The following is a 22,917-nucleotide window of genomic DNA, read 5'->3' as shown; positions in this document are numbered from 1 at the left end:
CGACGTACCTTGCCGTCCCGCCACTCCCGAAGCGCCGCCCGACTGACCCCGAGCCGCTTGCCGATCGCGCTGAGACTCTCACCGGCGGCCATCGCGGTATGCGCCATCGCCCGGGTCTGCTCGTCGTACACAACGGCTAAATTTCCAGCCGCAACCGACAGTTTCTGTGCCCTGGGTGGGATTCGAACCCACACTGTATGGTGTTTGAGACCATCTTCTCTGCCGGTTGGAATACCAGGGCATCTGTGTCCCAGAATCCTAGCCCATAGGCCCGGTCGATCAGCAAAACTGTCGGTGGTCGTCGGCAGCCTGGTGGCGTGGGTCACGTCAGGTCGAGGGAGACGGTGGAGTCGGCGCCGGCGATGTCCGATGCCGGCGTACCTGATCGCGTCAACGCGGAGATCCACGGGGTCGCGTTGCGGACGATCCGTACTTGGCGGCGGCGGTATCAGCGTGAGGGCCGGATCTGCGGAGGTTCTCGAGGAACTCCGTGTCCGCGGTGCGATGGAGCCGCACTGGACGAGGAAGCGTATGCGTTGTTGCTGGGGTGGTATCTGGGGGACGGTTCGATCGCGCGTGCCAGGCGGGATGTGTTCACGCTGCAGATCATCAACGATGAGCGGTACGCCGACCTCAACCAGGAGATCGCGGCGACGATCAAGCGGGTGAAGCCCAATGCCAGCCCTTGCCTGCGTGGCGGTGGCGGTGCGATCCGGGTCGAGGCGCGTTGGAAGCATTGGCCGTGTGTGTTTCCGCAGCATGGTCCGGGGCGGAAGCATCTGCGGAAGATCGAGTTGACCGACTGGCAGCGGGAGATTGTTGCCAAGTACCCCGAACAGCTCCTGCGCGGGCTGTTCCACTCGGACGGGTGCCGCTTCGTGAACTGGGCGAGTAAGCCGGACGGCAAGCGGTACTACTACGCGCGGTACATGTTCTCGAACGAGTCGGACGACATCCGGAAGATTCTCACGGATGCGCTTGACCAGTTGGGGATCGCTTGGCGGCAGCCGCGGTGGAATGCGATTGCGGTGAGTCGGCGGGAGGCTGTTGGGGTGCTTGACGGGTTTGTGGGGCCGAAGAGCTGACGTGGGGTCGCTAGGGTGTGCGGTGTGACTGCTAAGCGTGTGGTGATTGCTGAGGACGAGGCCCTGATTCGGATGGATCTGGCTGAGATGCTCGCGGAAGAGGGGTATGACGTCGTCGGGCAGGCGGGGGACGGCGAGGAGGCCATTCGGCTGGCGATCGAGCACCGGCCGGATCTGGTGATTCTCGACGTGAAGATGCCGAAGCTGGACGGGCTGAGCGCGGCCGAGAAGATCGCGGGGGAGCGGATCGCCCCGGTGCTGATGCTGACCGCGTTCTCGCAGCGGGAGCTGGTCGAGCGGGCGCGGGACGCCGGCGCGATGGCGTACCTGGTGAAGCCGTTCTCCAAGGCCGACCTGCTGCCCGCGATCGAGATCGCCGCGTCCCGGTACGTCGAACTCGCCGAGCTGGAGCGGGAGGTCGCCGACCTGGCCGAGCGGCTGGAGACCCGCAAGCTGGTCGACCGGGCGAAATCGATCCTGCAGACCAAGTTCGGGCTGTCCGAGCCGGACTCGTTCCGGTGGATCCAGAAGACCGCGATGGACAAGCGGGTCTCGATGCGCCAGGTGGCCGAGCTGGTCGTCAACGAAGCCGGGGATTCCTGATCGGGCCAGGACATCGGCCTGTCCATGCGCAACTTGCCGTCATCTGCTCCCAACACCGGCGTGTCGTAACCGTGAGGTGAACCTGCACGGGCCTTGGTGACAAACCGTGGCGGCGGCGGCCGCGCCGGTCCAGCGGATCTCACCGAGAAAGTCCGCTCACTGACTCTATGTCACCACAATGACCCACCGGACAGTAATCAGGTCATAGGACGATGCTTACCGGGGTAACGACCTCACAACACAGCCTGTGCGCTGTTCGCTTGGAACACCCGCTGGGTCTAACCTGCGGATGCTCGCGGCAAATGCGCGAGAGTCCCGGTTTCGCTGGGACTATCCAGACATTGGAGGAACAGTGCACCAGCGTTCCGTAGTACGGGTCGGCGCGTCGCTGATCGTTGCGTCGTTGGCCCTGACTGCCTGCGGCTCACGCAGTGGCAACGACTCTGGGGGGAGCTCCGGAGGCTCGACCAAGACCGCGAAGATCGGCGTCATCGCGCCGCTGTCCGGAGACTTGTCGGCCCTGGGTCTGGGTATCCAGCACTCCGTCGAGCTGGCCGTGAAGCAGGCCAACGACTCCAACGCGATCCCGGGCTGGAAGCTCGAGGTCGTGCCGAAGGACGACGAGGCGAAGCCGGACCCCGGCAAGAACGCGGCCACCGCGCTCTCCAGCGACAAGGACGTCATCGGCGTCGTCGGCACGCTGAACACCAGCGTCAGCCAGCAGGTGCAGCCGGTCCTCGCCTCGGCGAAGATCGTCCAGGTCTCGCCGGCCAACACCGGTCCCGGCCTGACCCAGGGCGCCAAGTGGCAGACCGAGCCGAAGCGGCCCTACCCGACGTACTTCCGGACCTGCACCACCGACGCGGTCCAGGGTCCGTTCGCGGCCCGGTACCTGTACGAGACCGCGAAGATCACCAAGGTCGCCACGATCCACGACAAGAAGGCCTACGGCCAGGGTCTGGTCGGCACCTTCACCGAGGAGTTCAAGAAGCTGGGCGGCACGATCGTCGCGGCCCAGACCATCAACCCGGACGACGCGAACTACCAGGCCGCGCTGACCGCGATCAAGCCGTCGAACCCGCAGGCCATCTACTACGGTGGTGAGTACCCGCAGGCCGGTCCGCTCTCGCAGCAGGCGAAGGGCGCCGGCCTGAACGTCCCGCTGATGGGCGGCGACGGTATCTACGACCCGAAGTACATCACCCTGGCCGGTAAGACCAGCGACAACGACCTGGCCACCTCGGTCGGCGCTCCGGTGGACTCGCTGGACTCGGCGAAGAAGTTCGTCGCCGACTACAACGCGGCCGGCTTCAAGGAGCCCTACGCGGCGTACGGCGGTTACTCCTACGACGCGGCGAACGCCATCATCGCCGCACTGAAGACGTCCCTGAAGGACGCCAAGGACGTCGAGTCCGCGCGGCAGGCGACGGTCGACGCCATGGGCAAGGTCTCCTTCGACGGCGTGACCGGCAAGGTGGCCTTCGACCAGTACGGCGACACCACCTCGAAGGTGCTCACCGTCTACAAGGTTGCCGGTGGCAAGTGGGCCACCGTCGAGACCAAGGCGTTCGAAGAAAAGTAAGCAGGGTCGACCTCATGTCTCGGGGGTGGGAGGGATCCTCCCACCCCCGACACATGTCACAACCGAGGCAGATGGGAGGTCGACGTGGACCAGTTTCTCCAGCAACTCGTCAACGGGTTGACCTTGGGCTCGCTGTACGCCCTGATCGCGGTCGGGTACACGGTCGTGTACGGCATCGTGCAGCTCATCAACTTCGCCCACGGCGAGGTGTTCATGATCGGCGCGTTCGGCGCGCTGACGACGTACCTGTTGTTCTTCAACGGTGAGACCAGCGTCTGGATCCTGCCGGTGATGATCGTCGGCGCGATGCTCGCGTCGGTCAGTACCGCGGTGCTGATGGAACGTGTCGCGTACCGTCCCCTGCGGAACGCGCCACGACTCGCACCGCTGATCACGGCGATCGGTATCTCCGTGTTCCTGCAGGAGTTCATCCGGCTGTTCTACGAGCGCCCGGCCTGGACCGTGGTGGTGTTCGCCGGGCTCGCGATCGCGGCCGGCTACGTCGCAGGTAACCGGCAGACCGAGGCGAACCTCGACCACCCTGTCAGCAAGTGGCACGACCGGGCCCCGCTGCTCGGCGGCGCGGCCGGTGCGGTGGCACTGTGGATCGTCGTCCTGCTGATCAGCACCGATCTCTCCGCGCTGTACGTCGTGGTAGCGATCGTCGGCGGCGCGCTCGTGGGTACGGCGGTCGGCATGACGGCCGGCGAGGCGACGAAGTCGCATGCGCGGGTCCGGGTCGGCGTCCGCGCGGTAGCCGTCAGCGCCGGGGTGGCCGCGGTCACCGCGGAGGTCGGCTGGATCCTGTTCAAGGTGCTGATCAACAAGGTCGAGTGGCCGAGCGCGAAGGCGCGCATCCCGTTCCCGCAGCTCGACGTGGTGACCGGCAAGGCGCTGCAGGTCGGCGGAGTGACCATCCAGCGGTCGGCGATCTTCACGGTCGCGGCGCTCGCGGTCTGCGCCGTACTGCTGTGGTTCTTCATCAACCGGACCCGGCTGGGCCGCGGTATGCAGGCGGTGTCGCAGGACCCGGACACCGCTCGGCTGATGGGTATCAACGTGGACCGGATCATCGTGGTCGCGTTCGCCCTCGGCGCGGTGCTGGCGTCGATCGCTGGTGTCTCGCAGGGCCTGCAGAACAACAACATCGACTTCCGGATGGGCTTCCTGGCCGGTCTGAAGGCGTTCACCGCCGCGGTCCTGGGCGGTATCGGCAACGTGTACGGCGCGGTCGTCGGTGGTCTGGTCCTCGGCGTGGTCGAGGCGATGGCCACGCAGTACATCCCGGGCCAGTTCGGCGGTAGCACCTGGAAGGACGTCTGGGCGTTCGTGATCCTGATTCTGGTTCTGGTCTTCAGGCCGCAGGGCCTGCTCGGCGCGAGGGTGGTGGACCGGGCATGACACATGTGAAGACGCCTGTGGACGAGGCCTCGGAGTCCCCGGTGGCGAAGCCGGGCAAGCCGATCGCGTGGCCGATGGGCATCGCCGGCGTGGCGCTGCTGATCGTCGGGTCGTTCCTGTCCTGGAGCTACGACGGCCAGATCCTGAACGACCTGTCGATCAACTTCTACCCCGGTGGCCTGCAGATCCTCGCAATCATCGGTGCGGTGCTGGCCCTGGTGCTGCTGCTTGCGGAGAAGGGCCCGCTGACCAAGCTGGGTTCCTGGCTGGACGCCACGCTCGGTATCCGGGCGCTCGGCGCCGGCCTGGCGCTCTACATGGTGCTGGTCGTGGTCGCGATCGGCACCGAGTCCGACGGTCTGATCAACGTGAACCCGGGCGCCTACATCTCGCTCGTGGGCGCGCTGTTGCTCGCGGTCTCGGGCTGGTTGCTGCCGTTGCGGCAGTTGCGGGACATGAGTGCGGCGAGGCTGCCGGCCTGGTCCGAGATCCTCATGATCGCGGTGCTGATGGCCGCGGTGCTGTTCGCCGCGGCGTACGCGCTGGGCCTGCAGGACGCCTGGTCGTTCATTCTCTGCCTGGTGTTCATCGCTGTGGTCGCGACGGCGTTGTTCCGGACCGGCTCGATGAGCTTCGTCGGTCACGTCGGGCAGCGGCACAGCAAGGTGCTCACGCTGTCCGCGTTCGTGGTGGCGTTCCTGTTCCCGTTCACACAGAACGGGTCGGACGCGAACATGTCGATCGCGAACCAGGTGCTGATCTTCGGTGCGACCGCGATGGGCCTGAACATCGTGGTCGGCCTGGCCGGCCTGCTCGACCTCGGGTACATCGCGTTCCTCGGGGCCGGCTCCTACACGGCCGCGGTGCTGTCGACCTCGGCGTTCGCCACCGTCGGGTGGAAGCCGCCGTTCCTGGTCGTGATGCTGGTCGGTGCGGGTGTGTCCGCGACGCTGGGTCTCATCATCGGTACGCCGACGCTGCGGGTCTCGGGCGACTACCTGGCCATCGTGACGCTCGGCTTCGGTGAGATCTTCCGGTTCTCGATGGGCAACCTGGACGGCAACAACGGCCCGAACCTGACCAACGGACCGAACGGCATCCCGGGCATCCCGGACCTGTCGATCGGCGGGTTCAACTTCGGCGACGAGCACATGGTCGCGGGGATCGAGCTGGGCCGGTTCTCGAACTACTACTTCCTGCTGCTGATCCTGATCGGCTTCGTCATCCTGGTCTTCTCCCGGCTGAACAACAGCCGGATCGGCCGCGGCTGGGTGGCGATCCGGGAGGACGAGAAGGCCGCCGAGGCGATGGGCGTGAACGTGTTCGGGCTGAAGCTGCTCGCGTTCGCGGTCGGCGCCTTCCTGGCCGGTCTGGCCGGCACCATCAAGGCCCACCAGGACGCGGCGGTCAGCCCGGACCAGTACCAGTTCATCGAGTCGGCGTTCCTGCTCGCGGCGATCGTGCTCGGCGGTATGGGCACCATCGCCGGTGTGTTGCTGGGGGCAACGATCCTGAAGCTGCTGCCGGAGAAACTGCGGTTCTTCTCGGAGTACCGGCTGCTGATGTTCGGTCTGCTGCTGGTGCTGATGATGCGGTTCCGGCCGGAGGGTCTGGTCGCGAGCAGACGAAGGCAGCTCGAGTTCCACGAAGAGGACGAGGAGCTGGCCGTCGCGGTCGAGGAAGAACGCCTGATCGTCGAGGAGGCCAAATGACCACCGCCGAGCAGGAGCGGGTGCGCCCCGAGGTGACCGGTGAGACGGTGCTCGAGGCCACTGGTGTGACGATGCGGTTCGGCGGTCTGCTGGCCGTGAACGACGTCAACCTGACTGTCCGCGAGGGTGAGATCGTCGGTCTGATCGGCCCGAACGGTGCCGGCAAGACGACGTTCTTCAACTGCCTCACCGGGCTCTACAAGCCGACAAGCGGTCAGGTCCGGTTCGCCGGCCTGCCGCGGAAGCCGGCGAAGGCGATCCGTCCCAAGAAGGGGCAGACCGTCGAAGCCGTACCGGTGCCGCCGCTGGAGCCGCTGTCGCCGTTGCCGCCCAAGCCGCGGGCGGTTGTCCGGGCCGGGATGGCGCGGACGTTCCAGAACATCCGGTTGTTCGCGAACATGACCGCGCTGGAGAACGTGATGGTCGGGCGGTACTGCCGGACCAGCGCGGGCGCGCTCACCTCGGTGCTGCGCGGGCCGAAGTTCCATCGCGAGGAGGAGGCGACCCGGGCCCGGGCGCAGGAACTGCTCGACTTCGTCGGCCTCGGCCGGTCGGCCGAGCACCTGGCCCGGAACATGCCGTACGGCGACCAGCGCCGGCTCGAGATCGCGCGGGCGCTGGCCACCGACCCGAAGCTCATCCTGCTGGACGAGCCCACGGCCGGGATGAACCCGCAGGAGACCCGGCAGGCCAGTGACCTGATCTTCAAGATCCGGGACTCGGGCCTGGCGGTCGTGGTGATCGAGCACGACATGCGGTTCATCTTCAACCTCTGCGACCGGGTGCTGTGCCTGGTCCAGGGCGAGGCCCTGATCGAGGGCACGCCCGAGGAGGTGCAGTCCGACCCGCGGGTGATCGAGGCCTACATCGGGACCGGCGAGGACGAGGAGGACGACGTCGACGTGCAGGACGCCCACGTCCAGGACACGACGGTCGCCGACGAGGAGGGCCGGTCATGAGCGCGATGCTCGAGGTCAAGGACCTGGAAGTTGCCTACGGCAAGATCCTTGCGGTGAAGAAGATCAGCTTCAGCGTGGAGCAGGGGCAGGTGGTGTCGCTGATCGGCACCAACGGCGCCGGCAAGACCACCACGCTGAAGACGATCTCGGGCCTGCTCCGGCCGACCGGCGGGGAGATCTGGTTCCAGGGCGAGCGGATCGACCACGTGGCGGCGCACGACATCGTCACCCGCGGTCTGGCGCACTCGCCCGAGGGCCGGCGGATCTTCCCGCGGCTGTCGGTCGAGGAGAACCTGATGCTCGGCGCGTTCTCCCGCCGCGATCCCGGGGGCGTGCGCTCCGACCTGCAGGCGGCGTACGACCTGTTCCCGATCCTGGGGGAGCGGCGCAAGCAGCCGGCCGGTACGTTCTCCGGCGGTGAGCAGCAGATGCTGGCGATGGGCCGGGCGATGATGTGCCGGCCGAAGCTGCTGATGCTGGACGAGCCGTCGATGGGTCTGTCGCCGATCATGATGAAGCGGATCATGACCACGGTGAGCGAGTTGCAGCGGCAGGGTACGACGATCCTGCTGGTCGAGCAGAACGCCCAGGCCGCGCTGAAGCGGGCCGACTACGGGTACGTGCTCGAGGTCGGGAAGGTCGTGCTGTCCGGCAGCGGCCGGGACCTGCTGGTGAACGACTCGGTCCGCAAGGCCTATCTCGGCGAGGACTGATGCGAGCGCTGCTGGTTCAGTTGCGGATGACAACGAGCAACTGAACCAGCAGCGGCGCCACGATCAACGCGGGCAGCAGGTCGGCGACAGCGACCTGCTTGAGCTTCAGCAGGCGCAGCGCCACGCCGATCAGCATCACTCCGCCGGTGGCTCCGAGCGCGGTCACGTGGGCCTGCGGCAGTACGTCGCCCAGTAACGCTCCGACGGCCGTCATCGAGCCCTGGATCACGAGGACGACCAAGGCGGAAGCCGCCACGCCCCAGCCGAAGGACGCGGCGAACGCGATCGACGCGAAGCCGTCCAGCACCGCCTTGAGGAACAGCTGATCGGCGCCGCGCCCGAGGCCGTCGGACAGTGAGCCGAGGAAGGTGAGCGGCCCGACGCAGAACACCATCGAGGCGGACACGAACCCCTCGACGAACGTGCTCCGCCCCTCGCCACGGTCGAACCGGCGCTGCATCCAGCCGCCGAAGTCCTCCAGCCGCTGCTCGATCCGCAGCACCGAGCCGAGGATCCCGCCGATCAGCATCGCGCCGAGCACGATCAGGATCGGCGCACTGCTGCCGACGGCGTCGCTCAGCACCTTGTCACCTACGGTGAGTGCCGAGCTGATCGCGATCAGGAGCGTGACGAGTCCGAGCGCGTCGGTGACGAGGTCGCGCGTCCGGTGACTGAGCCGGTGTCCGACGAGTACGCCGAGTACCGAACCGACGAGCACTGTCGCGACGTTCACGACGGTCCCGATTCCGATGAACAAACTGATCTCCGCTCAGCTTTGCATGTGACTCCCGAGGGCCTACTGTTGCGCGAGGACGAGCGTATCCGCCCGTCTGTTCACCTCGGGGGTGGACCGTACCGGGAGGTCGCTGTGGTGGCTGCCGTCGAGGTGAGGGACGCCCAGCCGGGTGACGCCGGCGCGCTGGTGACGCTGTGGCGTGAGCTCAGCACCGCTGCCGGTCTGCCGTCCCGGCTCCCGGCGCCGCCGTCGGTCGCCGCGGCCGAGGTTGCCGTCAGCAAGCATCTGAACGACCCGTTCGGCCGGCTGCTGGTGGTCGAGCTGGATGGTCACGTGCACGGTATGGCGTATCTGCGCCGGACCGTGATCAGTCCGCTGCACGAAGACTCGACCGTCACGGTCGAGTACCTGCACGTCAGCGACACGTCCCGCCGGCACGGCCTCGGCAAGGCGCTGATCGCGGAAGCGGTCACCTGGGCCGAGCACGAGAGCTGCGTCCACCTGGCCGTGGTCGCGCCCGCGATCGCCCGCGAGGCCAACCGTTTCCTCGCCCGCCTCGGCCTCGGGCAGGCCGGCGTACTGCGGTTCGCGAGCACCCACACCGTACGTCGGCGGCTCACCGCCGAGCACGCGCCGAACCTGCTCGCCCTGCTGTCGTCGCGCCGCTCGGCCGTCGCCCGCCGCGCCGTCAGCTCCCGGGCGGCGCCTGAGTCAGCTGACAAGTGATCCGGGCGGTGCACACGCGCTTGTCCCGGTCGTCGGTGACGACCACCTCGTACGACGTGGTGGTGCGGCCGAGGTAGATCGGTGTCGCGACGCCGGTGACGACCCCGTCGCGGACCGCTCGGTGGTGGGTCGCGTTGATGTCGACGCCGACCGCGACCTTCCCGGACGCCGCGGCGTGCAGCGCCGACCCGATCGAGCCGAGGCTCTCGGCCAGCACACAGGACGCGCCGCCGTGCAGCAGACCGTAGGGCTGCGTGTTGCCCTTGACCGGCATCGTCGCGACGACCCGCTCGGGAGACGCCTCGCTGACAACGATCCCCATCAACTGGAGGAGAGTGCCCTCCACGCTCATACCTGGCCCGAGGTTCGATTCGTCTGTCACGGAAGCAGTGTGTCAGAACTGTCGGTGGGAACCACTAGAGTCGGTGTGTGGCTCCAGATACAGACACTTCGACGATGACCAAGGACACCGTTCAGGCCGGCGCAGGCCGGCCGCGGATCCTGCTGCTGGACGGGCACTCGCTGGCCTACCGGGCGTTCTACGCGCTCCCGGTGGAGAACTTCTCCACCACCACCGGGCAGCACACCAACGCGGTGTACGGGTTCACCTCGATGCTGATCAACATGCTCCGCGACGAGCAGCCCACGCATGTCTGCGTCGCGTTCGACGTGTCCCGCAAGACCTTCCGCTCCGAGCAGTACACGGAGTACAAGGCGGGCCGGTCGAAGTCGCCGGACGAGTTCAAGGGGCAGATCTCGCTGGTCAAGGAGGTGCTGGAGGCGCTCCGGATCCCGACCACGGAGATCGACGGCTGGGAGGCCGACGACATCATCGCGACGCTCGCCACGCAGGCGGCCGACCAGGGCTTCGAGGTGCTGATCAGCAGCGGTGACCGGGACGCGTTCCAGCTGGTCAGCGAGGACGTCACGGTGCTGTACCCGAAGCGCGGCGTGTCCGAGATCGCCCGGATGGACCCGGCCGCGGTCGAGGAGAAGTACGGCGTGGGGCCGCGGCTGTACCCGGATCTCGCCGCCCTGGTGGGAGAGCAGAGCGACAACCTGCCGGGTGTGCCCGGGGTCGGCCCGAAGACGGCGGCCAAGTGGCTGAACCAGTTCGGCTCGCTGAACGACGTGGTCGACCGGGTGAACGAGATCAAGGGCAAGGCCGGTGAGTCGCTGCGTGAGCACCTCGCCGACGTGATCCGGAACCGGCAGATCAACGAACTGGTCCGCGACCTGACGCTGGACGTCACGGTCGACGACCTGGTCCGGGTGCCGTGGGACCGGGAGAAGGTGCACACGCTGTTCGACAGCCTGGAGTTCCGGGTCCTGCGCGAGCGGCTGGTCGCCGAGCACGAGGAGGTCGACGCGACGGTCGACCACGGGTTCGAGCTGGACGGCGTCCAGCTGAAGCCGGGCGAGGTGGCGGCCTGGCTGAAGGAGCACGTGAGCGGCGGCGAGCGGGTAGGCGTCGCGGTGCAGGGGAGCTGGGGCGGCGGCACCGGCGAGATCACCGGCCTCGCGCTCGCGACCACGTCCGGTGCGGCGGCCTGGTTCGACCCGACCACGATGACGCCGGACGACGACGCGGCCTGGCAGGCGTGGCTCGCCGACGAGAAGCAGCCCAAGGCGCTGCATGACGCGAAGGGTCCGCTGCTGGGCTTCCTGGAGCGCGGCTGGACACTCGGCGGCCTCAACTCGGACACCCAGCTCAGTGCGTATCTGGTCCGCCCGGACCAGCGGGCGTACGACCTGGCCGACCTGACGGTGCGGTACCTCAAGCGTGAGCTGCGCAACGAGGAGGCCGAGAACGGCCAGCTCAGCTTCGACGACGTCGAGGGCGGGCCGGCCGCGGACCACACGATGCTGCGCGCCCGTGCGATCGCGGACCTCGCCGACACCCTCGACGGCGAGCTCGAGAAGCAGGCCGGTACGGCGCTGCTCGCGGACGTCGAGCTGCCGCTGATCCAGGTGATCGCGGCCATGGAGCGGGACGGCATCGCGGTCGACCGGCCGTACCTGGAGCAGCTCGAGGAGCGATTCGCCACCGGTGTACGGGAAGCGGCCACGGCGGCGTACGAGGTGATCGGCAAGGAGATCAACCTCGGGTCGCCGAAGCAGCTGCAGGTGGTGCTGTTCGACGAGCTGCAGATGCCGAAGACGAAGCGGACCAAGACCGGGTACACCACGGACGCGGACTCGCTGCAGGCGCTGTTCGAGAAGACCGAGCACCCCTTCCTGGCGTACCTGCTGGCGCACCGGGACGCGACCCGGCTGCGGCAGACCGTCGAGGGGCTGCTGAAGACGATCAGCCCGCGCGACGGGCGGATCCACACCACGTTCAACCAGACCATCGCGGCGACCGGCCGGCTGAGCTCGACCGAGCCGAACCTGCAGAACATCCCGATCCGCACCGAGGAGGGCCGCCGGATCCGGCAGGCGTTCGTGGTCGGCGAGGGCAACGAGTCGCTGATGTCGGCCGACTACAGCCAGATCGAGATGCGGATCATGGCGCACGTGTCGCAGGACCAGGGCCTGATCGACGCGTTCAACTCCGGGATGGACTTCCACTCGGTGACCGCGTCCCGGGTGTTCTCGGTCGAGCCGTCCGCGGTGACCCAGGAGCAGCGCGCGAAGATCAAGGCGATGAACTACGGGCTCGCGTACGGCCTGTCGGCGTACGGGCTGAGCCAGCAGCTGAAGATCGGCGTCGACGAGGCCAAGGGCCTGATGGACGAGTACTTCGAGGGCTTCGGCGGGGTCCGGGACTATCTGCGGTCGATCGTGATCGACGCCGGCAAGACCGGGTACACCGAGACCATCCTGGGTCGCCGGCGGTACCTGCCGGACCTGACCAGCGACAACCGGCAGCGCCGCGAGATGGCCGAGCGGATGGCGCTGAACGCGCCGATCCAGGGCTCGGCCGCGGACGTCATCAAGATGGCGATGCTGAAGGTCGAGCGGTCGCTGCGCGAGTCCGGCCTGAAGTCCCGGATGCTTCTCCAGGTCCACGACGAACTCGTCTTCGAGATCGCCCCGGGGGAGCGGCAGGCCCTCGAGGACCTGGTCCGCCACGACATGGGCCATGCCGTCGACATGGCCGTCCCACTCGACGTCTCAGTAGGCGTAGGCCGCACCTGGCACGAGGCCGCCCACTAAGAGGTCTCGAACGCCGGTTGCAGGCCGGGGGAGAGCGCTCGCTCGATGCAGACTCTCTCCCGGTCCGTGAGGTCCGGGAGGGCGTTCAGGGGCCACCAGCGGACGTCGAGCGACTCGTCGTCGTTGACGCGTGGGTCGCCGCGGAGGGGGCGGCAGCGGAAGCAGAGGTCGAGGAACTGGACCTGGTCGCCGTTCGGGTAGCTGGCGGGTGGGAGTGACTCGACGCTGACCAGGCGCTCGACCGCGGCCTCGACCGCGGTCTCCTCCTGGATCTCGCGTACCAGCCCGACGGCCGGCTGCTCACCTGGCTCGAGGATGCCGGCGACCAGGCTCCACCGGCCGTTGTCGGAGCGCTTGACGAGCAGCACCTCGTCCCGGTCGTTGAGCACGACCGCGGTCAGCCCGCTCAGCCAGAGCAGGTCGTGCCCGATCTTCTCGCGCAGGTCGAGGATGAACTTCGGCGTCGGCATGCCCAGAACCCTACCGAGGCCGGCGGCCGGGACTTTCTTCGCCGCAAGAAATTTGGGTGCCTCAACGCAAGCGGTAAGCGTTTGCCGCGCAACTTACCAACAGTGATTGATCGATTCCGATCGGTATCGACCGAGGCCTTCCGTCGGGTCGCTTTCTATGTCATTCTCCCGGGCAAAGATCCGAGATCCTATCGGATATCGCTCTCGGATATTTCGTCTTTGTTCCGACCAGCCGCCAGGAGTAACCCATGCCGAACGATCACGTGCGCCCTGGAGTCAGCCGTCGATCACTCATCGCGGGCGCGCTCGGACTGACCGCCGCAACCGCCGGCGGCGGCCTGCTCAGTGCGTGCAGCGGCAAGAGCAGCGCGACCGGAGCGGCCGCCGGCGCGGGCGAGGCCGCCCCCAGCGTCACCCTCGGCCCGAAGCTGGCCACCGTGCAGTACCCGGACGGGTACGTCGGCCCGGTCGCCCGCGCGCTGAAGCCGATCACGACCGAGAAGACGACGTACAAGATCGTCGTCAAGCAGGACGTGACGATCGGCGACTGGAAGACCAACGCCTTCACCAAGTGGCTGGAGTCCAAGACCAACATCCACATCGAGTGGAGCCAGATCGGTGGCACCGACGACGACGTGATGACGAAGGTCAACGCGATGATCGCGGCCGGCGACATCCCGGACGCCTTCCTGGGCATCGCCTTCACCCGGTCGCAGCTGTTCCTGTACGGCGCACAGGGCCTGTTCACCGACATCAACCAGTACATCGACGGGTACGCGCTGAACCTGCAGCAGGCGATGAAGGACTACCCCGACACCCGCAAGCTGATCCAGGCGCCGGACAAGAAGATCTACTCGTTCCCCGGCATCAACGACTGCTACCACTGCCGGGCCAGCGACGGCCGCGCCTGGCTGAACACCGAGTGGATCAAGCAGGTCGGGCTGGCCATGCCGCAGACCACCGACGAGTTCCACGAAGTACTGCGCGCGTTCAAGAAGGCCGACCTGGCGGGCAACGGCAAGACGATTCCGTTCGCCGGCTACAAGGACTCCGCGATCGACCCGTTCTTCATGAACCCGTTCCTCTACAACCCGGGCGAGCCGTGGCTGGTGGTTCGCGACGGCAAGGTCGACGTCGCGTTCGACAAGGACGAGTGGCGTGAGGGGCTGAAGTTCGTGAACAGCCTGTACAAGGACGGGCTGATCAACCGGGACGTGTTCACCGCCGACGAGGACCAGTTGAAGCGCTACGGCAACGCGTCCGGCAAGCCGCTGATCGGGGGCGCCCGGACGAACTACTGGGGCAGCTTCCTGGACATCGACCAGAAGGACCCGGACGCCCGCTGGCGCCAGTACGAGGCGTGCCCGCCGCTGAAGGGACCGAACGGCGTGCAGTACGCGGCGTGGGACTACACCGGCGTCGGCGTCGAGGTGGCCCACCTGGTGATCACCAAGAAGTGCGCCAAGCCGGAGCAGCTGGTCCAGTGGGCCGACGCCCAGTACGAGCTGGAGGCCATCCTGCGCGGGTACGGCGGTCCGGCGTTCGCCTGGGCGAAGAAGGGCGAGCTCGGGATCAACGGCAAGCAGGCGGTCTACGGGTTCGACGCGACCTGGAACTCGCAGAAGAACATCAACTGGAGCCAGGACAACCCGATGTACCGGTCCCAGGACTTCCGGCTCGGTGAGCGGGTGAACCCGAAGGACATGACCTTCGAGAAGCCGCTCTACGAGCAGACCAGGGACAAGTACTTCCCGCACAAGCAGCCGCAGGAGATGCAGTTCCCGCCGGTCACCCTGGACCAGGACCAGGCCGCGCAAGAGGCGGAGCTGAGAACCAACCTCAAGGGCGAGGTGAACCAGTCGTTCGCCAAGTTCCTCACCGGGCAGCTCGACCCCAACGACGACGGTGCGTGGAACGACTACAAGGGCCGGGTCGAGAAGATCGGCGTGAAGCCGTATCTGGAACTGCAGCAGGCCGCCTACGAGACGTACAACGGATGAGCGCGGCCGGCGGAACGCTGCCGCCGGACGAGCGGCGGCTCGGGGCCGGTGCGGCGATCCAGGACACCAAGAGCGACAAGATCGCGCTGGCCTGTATCTACACCGCCCTCGGGCTCTTCTGCCTGGCGGTGCTGTACCCGATCGTCTACGTCCTCAGTGCCTCCGTCAGCAACACCAAGCGGGTGTCCGCCGGCGAGGTGTGGCTGTGGCCGGTCGGGTTCACGCTGGATGCGTACAGGGCGATCCTCGACTACAAGTCGATCGTCAGCGGCTTCGGCAACTCGGTGTTCTACGCGGTCGCCGGCGCTGTGGTCGCCACGATCCTCACGCTGCTCGCGGCGTACCCGTTGTCGCGGAAGGGGCTGCCGGGCAAAGGGATCATCATGGCGGCGTTCGTGTTCACGATGATGTTCAGTGGTGGGCTGATCCCGACGTACCTGGTCGTGCACGACCTGGGGTTGCTGAACACGCGCTGGGCGATGATCCTGCCGACCGCGCTGGCGGTCTGGAACGTGATCATCACCCGGACCTACTTCATGGTGACGATCCCGGAGGAGCTGGTCGAGGCCGGCAAGGTGGACGGCTGCAGCGACTTCGGGTTCTTCTGGCGGGTCGTGCTGCCGCTGAGCAAGCCGATCATCGCGGTGAATCTGCTGTTCTACGCGGTCGGTTCGTGGAACTCGTTCTTCAACGCGCTGATCTACCTGACCAACGAGCACCTGTTCCCGCTGCAGGTGATCCTGCGGCAGATCCTGCTCCAGACCAAGGTCGACCCGTCGCAGATGGCCGACACCAGCAAGCTGGCGCAGATGCAGGAGCTGCAGCAGCAGCTGAAGTACTCGCTGATCGTGATCGGCATGATTCCGCCGCTGCTGGTCTACCCCTTCGTCCAGAAGCACTTCGTCAAGGGAGCCATGGTCGGCTCCCTGAAGGGATGAGGCCCCGTGGCCACAACAGAAACTGAGACAAGGTCGTCGGTGCCGTCGGCCGCCCACAAGCGCACTCGGGTGGCGAAGTCCAGGGTCGGCCTCGGGCTGCGGATCCGCCGGAACTGGCAGCTGTACGCGATGCTGGCGCTGCCGCTGATCTGGCTGGCGATTTTCGCCTACTGGCCGATGTACGGCGTGATCATCGCGTTCAAGGACTACAACGTGGTGTCCGGGATCTGGGGCAGTCCCTGGGCCGGGATGAAGTACTTCGAGCGGTTCGTGGAGTCGTACCAGTTCTGGCGGCTGATCAAGAACACCGTGTATCTGCACGTCTACGAGCTGGTCGCGACGTTCCCGTTGCCGATCATCCTCGCGCTGTGCCTGAACACGGTCCGGAAGAAGTGGTTCAGCCGCACCACGCAGCTGATCACCTACGCGCCGCACTTCATCTCCACAGTGGTCGTGGTCGGTCTGCTCGTGGTCCTGACCAGCCCGAACACCGGTGTGACGAACAAGCTGATCGGGTTGTTCGGGTTCGGTCCCACCGACGTGATGGGCGATTCGGGCATGTTCCGGCATCTGTACGTCTGGTCGGGGGCGTGGCAGACGATGGGGTTCGCCGCGATCATCTACCTGGCGGCCCTGACCAGTGTGCCGCCGGAGCTGCACGAGGCGGCGATCGTGGACGGGGCGTCCCGCTTGCGGCGGATGTGGCACATCGACCTGCCGGCGATCGTGCCGGTCGCGGTGATCCTGCTGATCCTGGACATCGGCAGAATCCTGTCCGTCGGCTTCGAGAAGGTGCTGCTGATGCAGAACAGCCTGAACCTCGATGTCGCGGAGGTGATCGACACCTACGTGTACAAGATCGGTCTGGCTTCCTCGGTCCCGCAGTTCAGCTACGCCACCGCGATCGGACTGTTCCGATCGGTCATCGGACTCGTGCTGCTGGTACTGGCCAACACGTTCGCGCGGCGGTTCGCGAAGTCAAGCTTGTGGTGATTGGTCAAGCTTGTGGTACTTCGGCGGCCTGGCGGCGCAGTCCTGCCGCCAGGCCTGCCGACAGCAGGAGCGCGCAGGTGCTGGTCGTCGCGGCCAGCACCTTCACGCCGTCCAGGCCGGTCGCGGTGCCGGTGCCGAGGATGATCCCGGCGGCGACCGCGAGTACCACGAGCCCGAGCCAGATCCCCAGCGCGGCGCGCTTCTCCTGCTGCGCGATAGCGGCGTACACGACCAGCTGCAGTACGGCGTACGCGGAGCCGGCGACTGCGAACAGCCAGGTCGAGGGGCCGAGCGGCGCGTAGTTCGCCTTGCCGCCGATGACCTCGACCACGATGCCGGGCAGGATCAGCGTCCCGACGACCGCGCAGACGCCGAGGCCCGCGACGGCGAGGATCGCGCGGCGGAGCCGGACGGTGTCGCCGGGGGAGTTGGCCAGGGACGGGAACACCAGCACGATCACGAACTGCGGGAGGAACAGGCAGGCCTTGGCGACGATCAGGCCGGCCGCGTAGTACCCGCTGTCCTTCTCGTCGAGCAGGGCACGCGCGAAGAGTACGTCGGCGTTGGCGAGCGCGAAGAACGCGAGCAGCGTGTGCGTGCCGTGCACGGTCTCCCGCAGTACCTCTTTGATCTCCTGCCGGGTCGAACCGGTCGATCCGCGGAGGAAGAACTGACCCAGCGCCGCCGGTACGGCGGCGCCGAGCGCGAGGCCGGCCATCGCCCAATCGAGCGACGGGTGAATGAGCAGCGCACCGCCGCCGAGCACCAGTCGGCCGATGCCGCCCGACGCGTAGACAGCGGCCAGCTCGGTCCAGCGGTGGCTGCCCTGCAGTACGCCGAGCTGGGAGCCCATCAGCGTGAGACCGCCGAGTGTGGGAGCGAGCAGCACGATCGCGACGATGGAGTCGATGTGCAGCAGCCACATGAACACCGGCGTCAGCAGCAGGCAGAGCACTGTGAGCCCGAGAGCGGACCGGCGGCCAGCCTTCAGCATCGCGTCGCCCAGCGCGGCCGCGCCGTCGCCGGTGTGGGTGGCGAGCCGCCGGGCTCCGGTGGCCTGCAGCCCGAGCGAGGCGACGTTGCCGATCAGCAGCAGACCGAGCAACGCGGTGATCGCTCCGAACTGCTCCGGCAGCAGCCGGCGGGACCCGATCAGGGTGAATCCGTAAGCCGCGACGTTCATGATCGCCATCGCGACGGCAACAACCGTGGCGCTGCGCAGGAACGACCGGCGGGGTGCCTGCGGTTCGGGCGCCGGGGTGGTGCCAGATGTCATGCTGCGCTGCCTCGGATCCGTGTGAGATTTGCCGGACCTCACGGTACGGCAACGATGCCGCGCAGGAGCCGCCGGATCCGTTAATGTCCCGCCGGTGAGGAGGCTGAAGGCTGGTAGTTCGGAGCAGGTCGTCTGGCGGGCACGGCTCGTCCTGGGATGCCTTGCTCTGATCGCCCTGTGCTTTCAGCGTGCTCCCGGCGAGATCGTTCCGGATCGCCGGCTCGAGCTGACGGCCGGGCCGGGCGGTTTTCTGTCGCGCGCACTGCACCTGTGGGATCCGCACACCGGGTTCGGGCAGCTGCAGAGTGACGCCTACGGCTACCTGTTTCCGATGGGGCCGTTCCACTGGTTGCTGGACACGCTGTCGGTGCCGGACTGGATCACGCAGCGCCTGTGGTGGGCGCTGGCCCTGTGCGTCGCGTTCCTCGGTATCTGGAAGCTCTGCAACGTCCTGCAGCACGGCGTGGCTTGGACACGGCTCGCCGTCGCACTGCTGTACGCCGTGATGCCACTGGCGTTCGGCGGACTCGCCATCGAGGTGTGGCCGCTGGCCATGGCCCCGTGGGTACTACTGCCACTTGTCTCACCAGGTGCCCGCTCCGGCTGGTGGCGGGTCAGCTGGTCGGCTGTCGCGTTCGCGCTGATCGGCGGCGCCAACCCGGTGGCCGGCGCCGCGACCCTCGTCGTACCGGCCGTCTGGCTCGTGGCCCGCGCCAGAGTGAAGCTGACTGCCGCGTGGCTGGGTTTCGTCGTCGCAGCGTCGATCTGGTGGCTGGTGCCACTGCTGATGCTCCTCCGGTACGGCGTCGCGCCGCAAAGCCCGCGCTGGGTACCGGTTGCTGCTGCGGCCGCCGGAGTGCCGCTCGCACTGGCCGCCGCGCACTACCTGCGTCGCTTGACCAACCTGTCCGTCTCACGAGGCATCCACCGCCGCGTAGTACCTGTTCTGGTCACCTGTCTGGCTGTGGCCGCCGCCCTGCCTGTGGTGCTCATCCGACCGGATGGGGCGTTCGCTGCGATCCCGCAGCACTGGGAGGACGCGGCCAGTTGGTTGGACGAGCAGACCACGCCTGGCAGCGTGCTGGTGCTGTCAGGCTCCAGCGAACCGCTCGCCGCCCTGGTGAACCGCCAACTGGCTGCACTCACCAACGACATGCGCAGTCGTATCGACTCCGGCGTTGGTGACCCGGCGCTGCGGCAGGAGCTGACCCGCGACGGCGTCCGGTACGTCGTCGTGCGCAACGACGTACCGGAAGACACGCCGTCGCTGGCGATCCACGAGAGCCTGGCCGACGCCGGCATCGGACGCGTGGCGTACTTCGGCCCGCCTGGGCGGTCTCGGCTGCCGTACCCGAGCGTGGAAATCTACGACGTCGGGGCGACCATGCCGGGGCGGCTGATCCCGCGGTCGCGGCTCGTAGCGGTCGGTGGTACCGCTGACGACGTACCGACCGTGGTGACCGCGCTCGGTGGGCAGGGGGCCGCAGTACTGCGGGCGGACGCCGACGGCAAGCTGGACGGGCTGCCGTTGATCGCGACTGATCAGCAGACACAGCAGACAGGGCAGCAGACAGAGCAGCAGCCGAGTGCCGTAGTACTGCGGAACACGCAGATCGGCCGGTCCGCTTGTCTGCACGTCGGGGCACGGGCACTGTGCAGCGAGGACCAAGCCAAGGACTCTGCCGAACCGAACGGCCTGTCCCGCGGCGTGCAGCTCCCGCAGGCCGCGACGTACCAGCTGCGCGGGACGGCTCTGCCGCAGGACGGCGAGGCGCTCGAACGGCTGCTGTCGGTGCCGGGAGCGATCACCGCCACTGCGTCGTCGCGGGCGGTCGCTGCGCCGGAAGGACGGCCGGATGCCGCGGTTGATCGTGATCTCGGCACGGGCTGGACGGCCGCGCCGGACGACCCGACGCCGAGCCTGACCTTGAAGTTGCCCGCAGCAAGGGACGTGCGCGGGCTGCGGTTCCGGGCGTATCTGAACGGTTCGCGGCCGGCAGAGGTCAAGCTGCACTTCGACGACGGCGCGTCGATCCCCGCCATGGTCGACGCCGACGGGTACGTCCGGTTCGCGACCAGGCACGTGCGGACCGTCAGGATCGACTTCGTCGCGACGAAGCCGCTACAGGACGCGCAGACCAGTCCGGTCGGCGTGACCGAGATCGAGGTGCTCGGTGCGGACGAGCTGCGCAAGGCGGTCGCTCCGCAGCGTCGCGTTCCGGCGTACTGCGGCAACGGGCCGACGGTCCGCGTCGACGGCGTACCGGCGCGGACGCAGGTCGCGGCGACCATGCGGGACCTGCTGCGGCGGCGACAGGTGGCGTTCAGCCTGTGCGGCCAGATGTCGACCATCCCGTTGCGGTCCGGGCTCCACAAGGTGGAGGTGCAGGCGAACGGTGGCCTGGTGCCGATCGAAACCACGCTGGCGAAAGCAGGGTTCGGGGACGTGTCCGTGACGCCGGTACAGGGTGTGGACGTGTGGCGTCCGAACCCGACCGAGCTGACGGTCGAGGTGCCTGGTGCTGACGCGCAGTCCGTGCTGGCAGTCGCGCAGACCTACAACGAGGGCTGGGAGGCGTACGACGGCAGCGGCCAGAAGCTCACGCCGATCCGGATCGGCGGCTGGCAGCAGGGCTGGATACTGCCGGCCGGACCGGAGCAGGTGGTCACGGCAAGTTTCATGCCGGACAGGGCCTACCGCGCCGGGCTGCTGCTCGGACTGGTCGCCTTGCTCTCGATCTTGGCCACCGCCGCGTTCTTCACGATAGGACGTTCGACCAGGCGGTAGCTGATTGCGGCCAGGACGACAGAGGCCAGCAGCGTCAGGGGAAGTTGTACGGCGAACGGGCCGTCGAGCAGGCCTAGTACGACGAACTGGTACGCCACAACGCCGTACGACAGCTGTGCGGCGCGCTGCGCCGGTCGACTGCCTAGTACGCGGACCGTCCCGGCTGTGGGCGTCAGGACCGGGAAGAGCACACAGGCGACGACGACTGTGTAGAGCAGGCTTTTGATGAGGGCCTGTGCCGCTGTGGGGGTGGTGTGGTCGTACGGTCCGGCGATGGGAGTTGCGGCGATCAGCAGGAGTGCTGCGGCGATTCCCCAGAGCGTGCCGGGGACTCTGGTCAGCGTGTCGAGTGTTGACGCGCCGAGCCGACCTGTGGCCCGGGCGACCTGCCAGAGCGCCATACCCATACCGACGGCGAACCAGCCGAGGTACCCGGGCAGCCATAGCCCTGCCTCGGGATGACCGGTTGCCATGACCGCGGCCATCCACACCGGTCCGAGTGCTGTCAGCGCGACCAGGACAAGGAGCCGCCACCGGACACTGCGGCGGGTGGGACGCTCGTACCCGGTCAGCAGCCGCCCCAGACCGGGAAGGAGCAGGTAGAACGGGAGGGGCGTCAGTACGGCCCAGCGGAGGTACGTGGTCGCCGGGTGTGGGACGAGGACGATCGACAGCACGACGGCGACCAGCAGTGCCGGGAGGATGCGTAGTGCGCGGCTGCGCAAGTACGGGAGGGTGAGCGGTGGCAGGGTGCCGGAGAACCACGCCAGTACGTGCGGCCTGTAGAGCAGGAACCCGGACACCGCGCAGAAGATCGCCCAGCCGACGTCCAGCCGGGACACGACCCCGGCGAACGGCGCATGCGTGTGCAGGCCGACCTGTGACACCACGACTGCGAGCGCAGCAATCACTCGCAGTCCGTCGACTGCGGGGAATCGGGTCATGCGAACTGTCCTTTATGGGCGGTCCAGATGGCTGTGCCGGGGACGAGCGGGCCGCGCTCGGGGCCCCAGCCACCCCAGACGAGCTGGTGCCCGGCCGGCCATTCCGGTTCGAGCAGGTCGTCGACGACGAACCCGGCACCGGTCAGCTCGCGGATCCAGTCGCCGGTCGTGCGGTGGTGCTCCGCGTAGACCGGCGTACCGGACGCGTCGACCTCGACGTACGGCGTCCGGTCGAAGTAAGAGTGCGTGATCCGCAGACCGGCGGCCGACGGGTCGTCCGGCATCGTCCAGCGGAACGGGTGCGTCACCGAGAAGACCAGAAGGCCTCCGGGTTTCAGAACGCGTGCGATCTCGCGGAACGCCGTACCGGCGTCGGCCACGAACGGGAGCGCTCCAAAGGCAGAGCAGACGATGTCGAAGGTGCTGTCGCGGTACGGGAGTGCGACAGCGTCAGCGGCCACCGTTCGGACCGCCGTGCCCGTGCGTACGTCGAGTTCGTGAGCGATCCGGAGCTGCTCGAGCGAGATGTCGAAAGCAACCACGTCGGCGCCTTGGCCGGCCAGCCAGCGCGAGCACTGTGCCGCACCGCAGCCGACCTCGAGGATCCGCTTGCCGCGCACCGGCCCGAGCAGCTGGGCCGCCTCCTCGTCGACGCCCTCCGGACACCAGACGAACCGGTCGTCCCCGAGGAAGTCACCGTGCTCTGCCAGGTACTCCGCGGCGGCACCGTCCCAATACGTCCGGCTGGCACGTGACGTCTGAGCTTCCGTCAGCTCAACCCTCTGCGGCTCAACCACCGGCCCAGCCTAGGGGACCCCGGAGTCTGCAGCCT

19 protein-coding genes, 1 tRNA gene and 1 pseudogene are annotated in these 22,917 nt (G+C 67.6%); 14 read left to right on the top strand and 7 right to left on the bottom strand.

The genetic code is table 11. From position 1 onward, the window contains the following. Positions 1-167: 167 nt before the first annotated feature. A tRNA-Leu gene (locus EV647_RS03275) sits at positions 168-241 on the bottom strand. Between the two features lie 76 nt (positions 242-317). On the opposite strand from EV647_RS03275, the gene EV647_RS03270 reads away from it, so the two are divergent. The 8 genes and pseudogenes from EV647_RS03270 (at position 318) to EV647_RS03235 (ending at position 8,055) form a co-directional block, all read left to right on the top strand. Next, entirely contained in the window at positions 318-1,085 is a 768-nt protein-coding gene (locus tag EV647_RS03270; protein WP_133998189.1) for a transcriptional regulator, read from the top strand. 15 nt (positions 1,086-1,100) lie between these two features. Beyond that, complete coding sequence (locus EV647_RS03265) at positions 1,101-1,688, top strand: response regulator (protein WP_133998186.1); 588 nt, start codon at positions 1,101-1,103, stop codon at positions 1,686-1,688. Between the two features lie 352 nt (positions 1,689-2,040). Then, entirely contained in the window at positions 2,041-3,270 is a 1,230-nt protein-coding gene (locus EV647_RS03260; RefSeq protein WP_133998183.1) for a branched-chain amino acid ABC transporter substrate-binding protein, read from the top strand. Between the two features lie 84 nt (positions 3,271-3,354). Continuing rightward, positions 3,355-3,708, top strand: a pseudogene (locus EV647_RS43625) (branched-chain amino acid ABC transporter permease); the annotation flags it as partial. A gap of 258 nt (positions 3,709-3,966) precedes the next feature. Then, positions 3,967-4,671: a branched-chain amino acid ABC transporter permease gene (locus EV647_RS43620; RefSeq protein ID WP_370342790.1), complete on the top strand. Its 705-nt coding sequence runs from the start codon at positions 3,967-3,969 to the stop codon at positions 4,669-4,671. Further along, on the top strand, positions 4,668-6,383 hold the full coding sequence (locus EV647_RS03245) for a branched-chain amino acid ABC transporter permease (protein ID WP_133998180.1): 1,716 nt from the start codon (positions 4,668-4,670) through the stop codon (positions 6,381-6,383). The genes EV647_RS43620 and EV647_RS03245 overlap by 4 nt, the downstream gene beginning before the upstream one ends. Then, positions 6,380-7,342: an ABC transporter ATP-binding protein gene (locus EV647_RS03240; protein WP_133998175.1), complete on the top strand. Its 963-nt coding sequence runs from the start codon at positions 6,380-6,382 to the stop codon at positions 7,340-7,342. The genes EV647_RS03245 and EV647_RS03240 overlap by 4 nt, the downstream gene beginning before the upstream one ends. Next, on the top strand, positions 7,339-8,055 hold the full coding sequence (locus EV647_RS03235; RefSeq protein WP_133786389.1) for an ABC transporter ATP-binding protein: 717 nt from the start codon (positions 7,339-7,341) through the stop codon (positions 8,053-8,055). The genes EV647_RS03240 and EV647_RS03235 overlap by 4 nt, the downstream gene beginning before the upstream one ends. Positions 8,056-8,071: 16 nt before the next feature. Here the strand turns inward: EV647_RS03235 and EV647_RS03230 are convergent, their stop codons facing one another. After that, on the bottom strand, positions 8,072-8,812 hold the full coding sequence (locus EV647_RS03230; RefSeq protein ID WP_133998172.1) for a DUF554 domain-containing protein: 741 nt from the start codon (positions 8,810-8,812) through the stop codon (positions 8,072-8,074). Positions 8,813-8,926: 114 nt separating this feature from the next. Here EV647_RS03230 and EV647_RS03225 point away from each other — a divergent pair, with 114 nt between their 5' ends. Then, positions 8,927-9,517: a GNAT family N-acetyltransferase gene (locus EV647_RS03225; RefSeq protein WP_238175108.1), complete on the top strand. Its 591-nt coding sequence runs from the start codon at positions 8,927-8,929 to the stop codon at positions 9,515-9,517. Here EV647_RS03225 and EV647_RS03220 read toward each other — a convergent pair. After that, positions 9,480-9,899 carry a hotdog fold thioesterase gene (locus tag EV647_RS03220; RefSeq protein ID WP_238177011.1) on the bottom strand — a complete coding sequence of 140 codons (420 nt, stop codon included), beginning with the start codon at positions 9,897-9,899 and terminating at the stop codon, positions 9,480-9,482. The two genes, EV647_RS03225 and EV647_RS03220, sit on opposite strands and share 38 nt — an antisense overlap. 74 nt (positions 9,900-9,973) lie before the next feature. Here EV647_RS03220 and polA point away from each other — a divergent pair, with 74 nt between their 5' ends. Next, entirely contained in the window at positions 9,974-12,676 is a 2,703-nt protein-coding gene (gene polA, locus EV647_RS03215) for a DNA polymerase I (RefSeq protein ID WP_133998165.1), read from the top strand. Here the strand turns inward: polA and EV647_RS03210 are convergent. Further along, positions 12,673-13,146: an NUDIX domain-containing protein gene (locus EV647_RS03210; RefSeq protein ID WP_133998162.1), complete on the bottom strand. Its 474-nt coding sequence runs from the start codon at positions 13,144-13,146 to the stop codon at positions 12,673-12,675. The genes polA and EV647_RS03210 overlap by 4 nt on opposite strands. A gap of 248 nt (positions 13,147-13,394) precedes the next feature. On the opposite strand from EV647_RS03210, the gene EV647_RS03205 reads away from it, so the two are divergent. From EV647_RS03205 to EV647_RS03195, 3 genes are all read left to right on the top strand, one after another. Next, the gene (locus EV647_RS03205) at positions 13,395-15,146 is read left to right on the top strand and encodes an extracellular solute-binding protein (protein ID WP_133998158.1); all 1,752 of its coding nucleotides are present in this window, start codon (positions 13,395-13,397) and stop codon (positions 15,144-15,146) included. Further along, complete coding sequence (locus EV647_RS03200; protein ID WP_133998155.1) at positions 15,143-16,084, top strand: carbohydrate ABC transporter permease; 942 nt, start codon at positions 15,143-15,145, stop codon at positions 16,082-16,084. Before EV647_RS03205 ends, EV647_RS03200 begins: the two co-directional genes overlap by 4 nt. A 69-nt stretch (positions 16,085-16,153) precedes the next feature. Then, positions 16,154-17,077: a sugar ABC transporter permease gene (locus EV647_RS03195; RefSeq protein ID WP_238175106.1), complete on the top strand. Its 924-nt coding sequence runs from the start codon at positions 16,154-16,156 to the stop codon at positions 17,075-17,077. Positions 17,078-17,081: 4 nt separating this feature from the next. Here the strand turns inward: EV647_RS03195 and EV647_RS03190 are convergent, their stop codons facing one another. Continuing rightward, positions 17,082-18,353 carry a lipopolysaccharide biosynthesis protein gene (locus EV647_RS03190; RefSeq protein ID WP_133998149.1) on the bottom strand — a complete coding sequence of 424 codons (1,272 nt, stop codon included), beginning with the start codon at positions 18,351-18,353 and terminating at the stop codon, positions 17,082-17,084. A 94-nt stretch (positions 18,354-18,447) separates the two neighbouring features. Between EV647_RS03190 and EV647_RS03185 the strand changes: the two genes are divergently transcribed. Continuing rightward, complete coding sequence (locus tag EV647_RS03185; protein ID WP_166680215.1) at positions 18,448-21,141, top strand: alpha-(1->3)-arabinofuranosyltransferase family protein; 2,694 nt, start codon at positions 18,448-18,450, stop codon at positions 21,139-21,141. On the opposite strand, the gene EV647_RS03180 is transcribed toward EV647_RS03185, so the two are convergent. Next, positions 21,048-22,085, bottom strand: a complete 1,038-nt coding sequence (locus EV647_RS03180) for an acyltransferase (protein WP_133998143.1) — start codon at positions 22,083-22,085, stop codon at positions 21,048-21,050. The two genes, EV647_RS03185 and EV647_RS03180, sit on opposite strands and share 94 nt — an antisense overlap. Next, on the bottom strand, positions 22,082-22,882 hold the full coding sequence (locus tag EV647_RS03175; protein ID WP_133998140.1) for a class I SAM-dependent methyltransferase: 801 nt from the start codon (positions 22,880-22,882) through the stop codon (positions 22,082-22,084). The genes EV647_RS03180 and EV647_RS03175 overlap by 4 nt, the downstream gene beginning before the upstream one ends. Positions 22,883-22,917: the final 35 nt, after the last annotated feature.

The sequence above is a fragment of the Kribbella sp. VKM Ac-2566 genome (genome assembly GCF_004366005.1).
GTDB classification, from domain to species: Bacteria; Actinomycetota; Actinomycetes; order Propionibacteriales; family Kribbellaceae; genus Kribbella; species Kribbella pratensis.
This window is presented reverse-complemented; position numbering and strand designations above follow the sequence as displayed.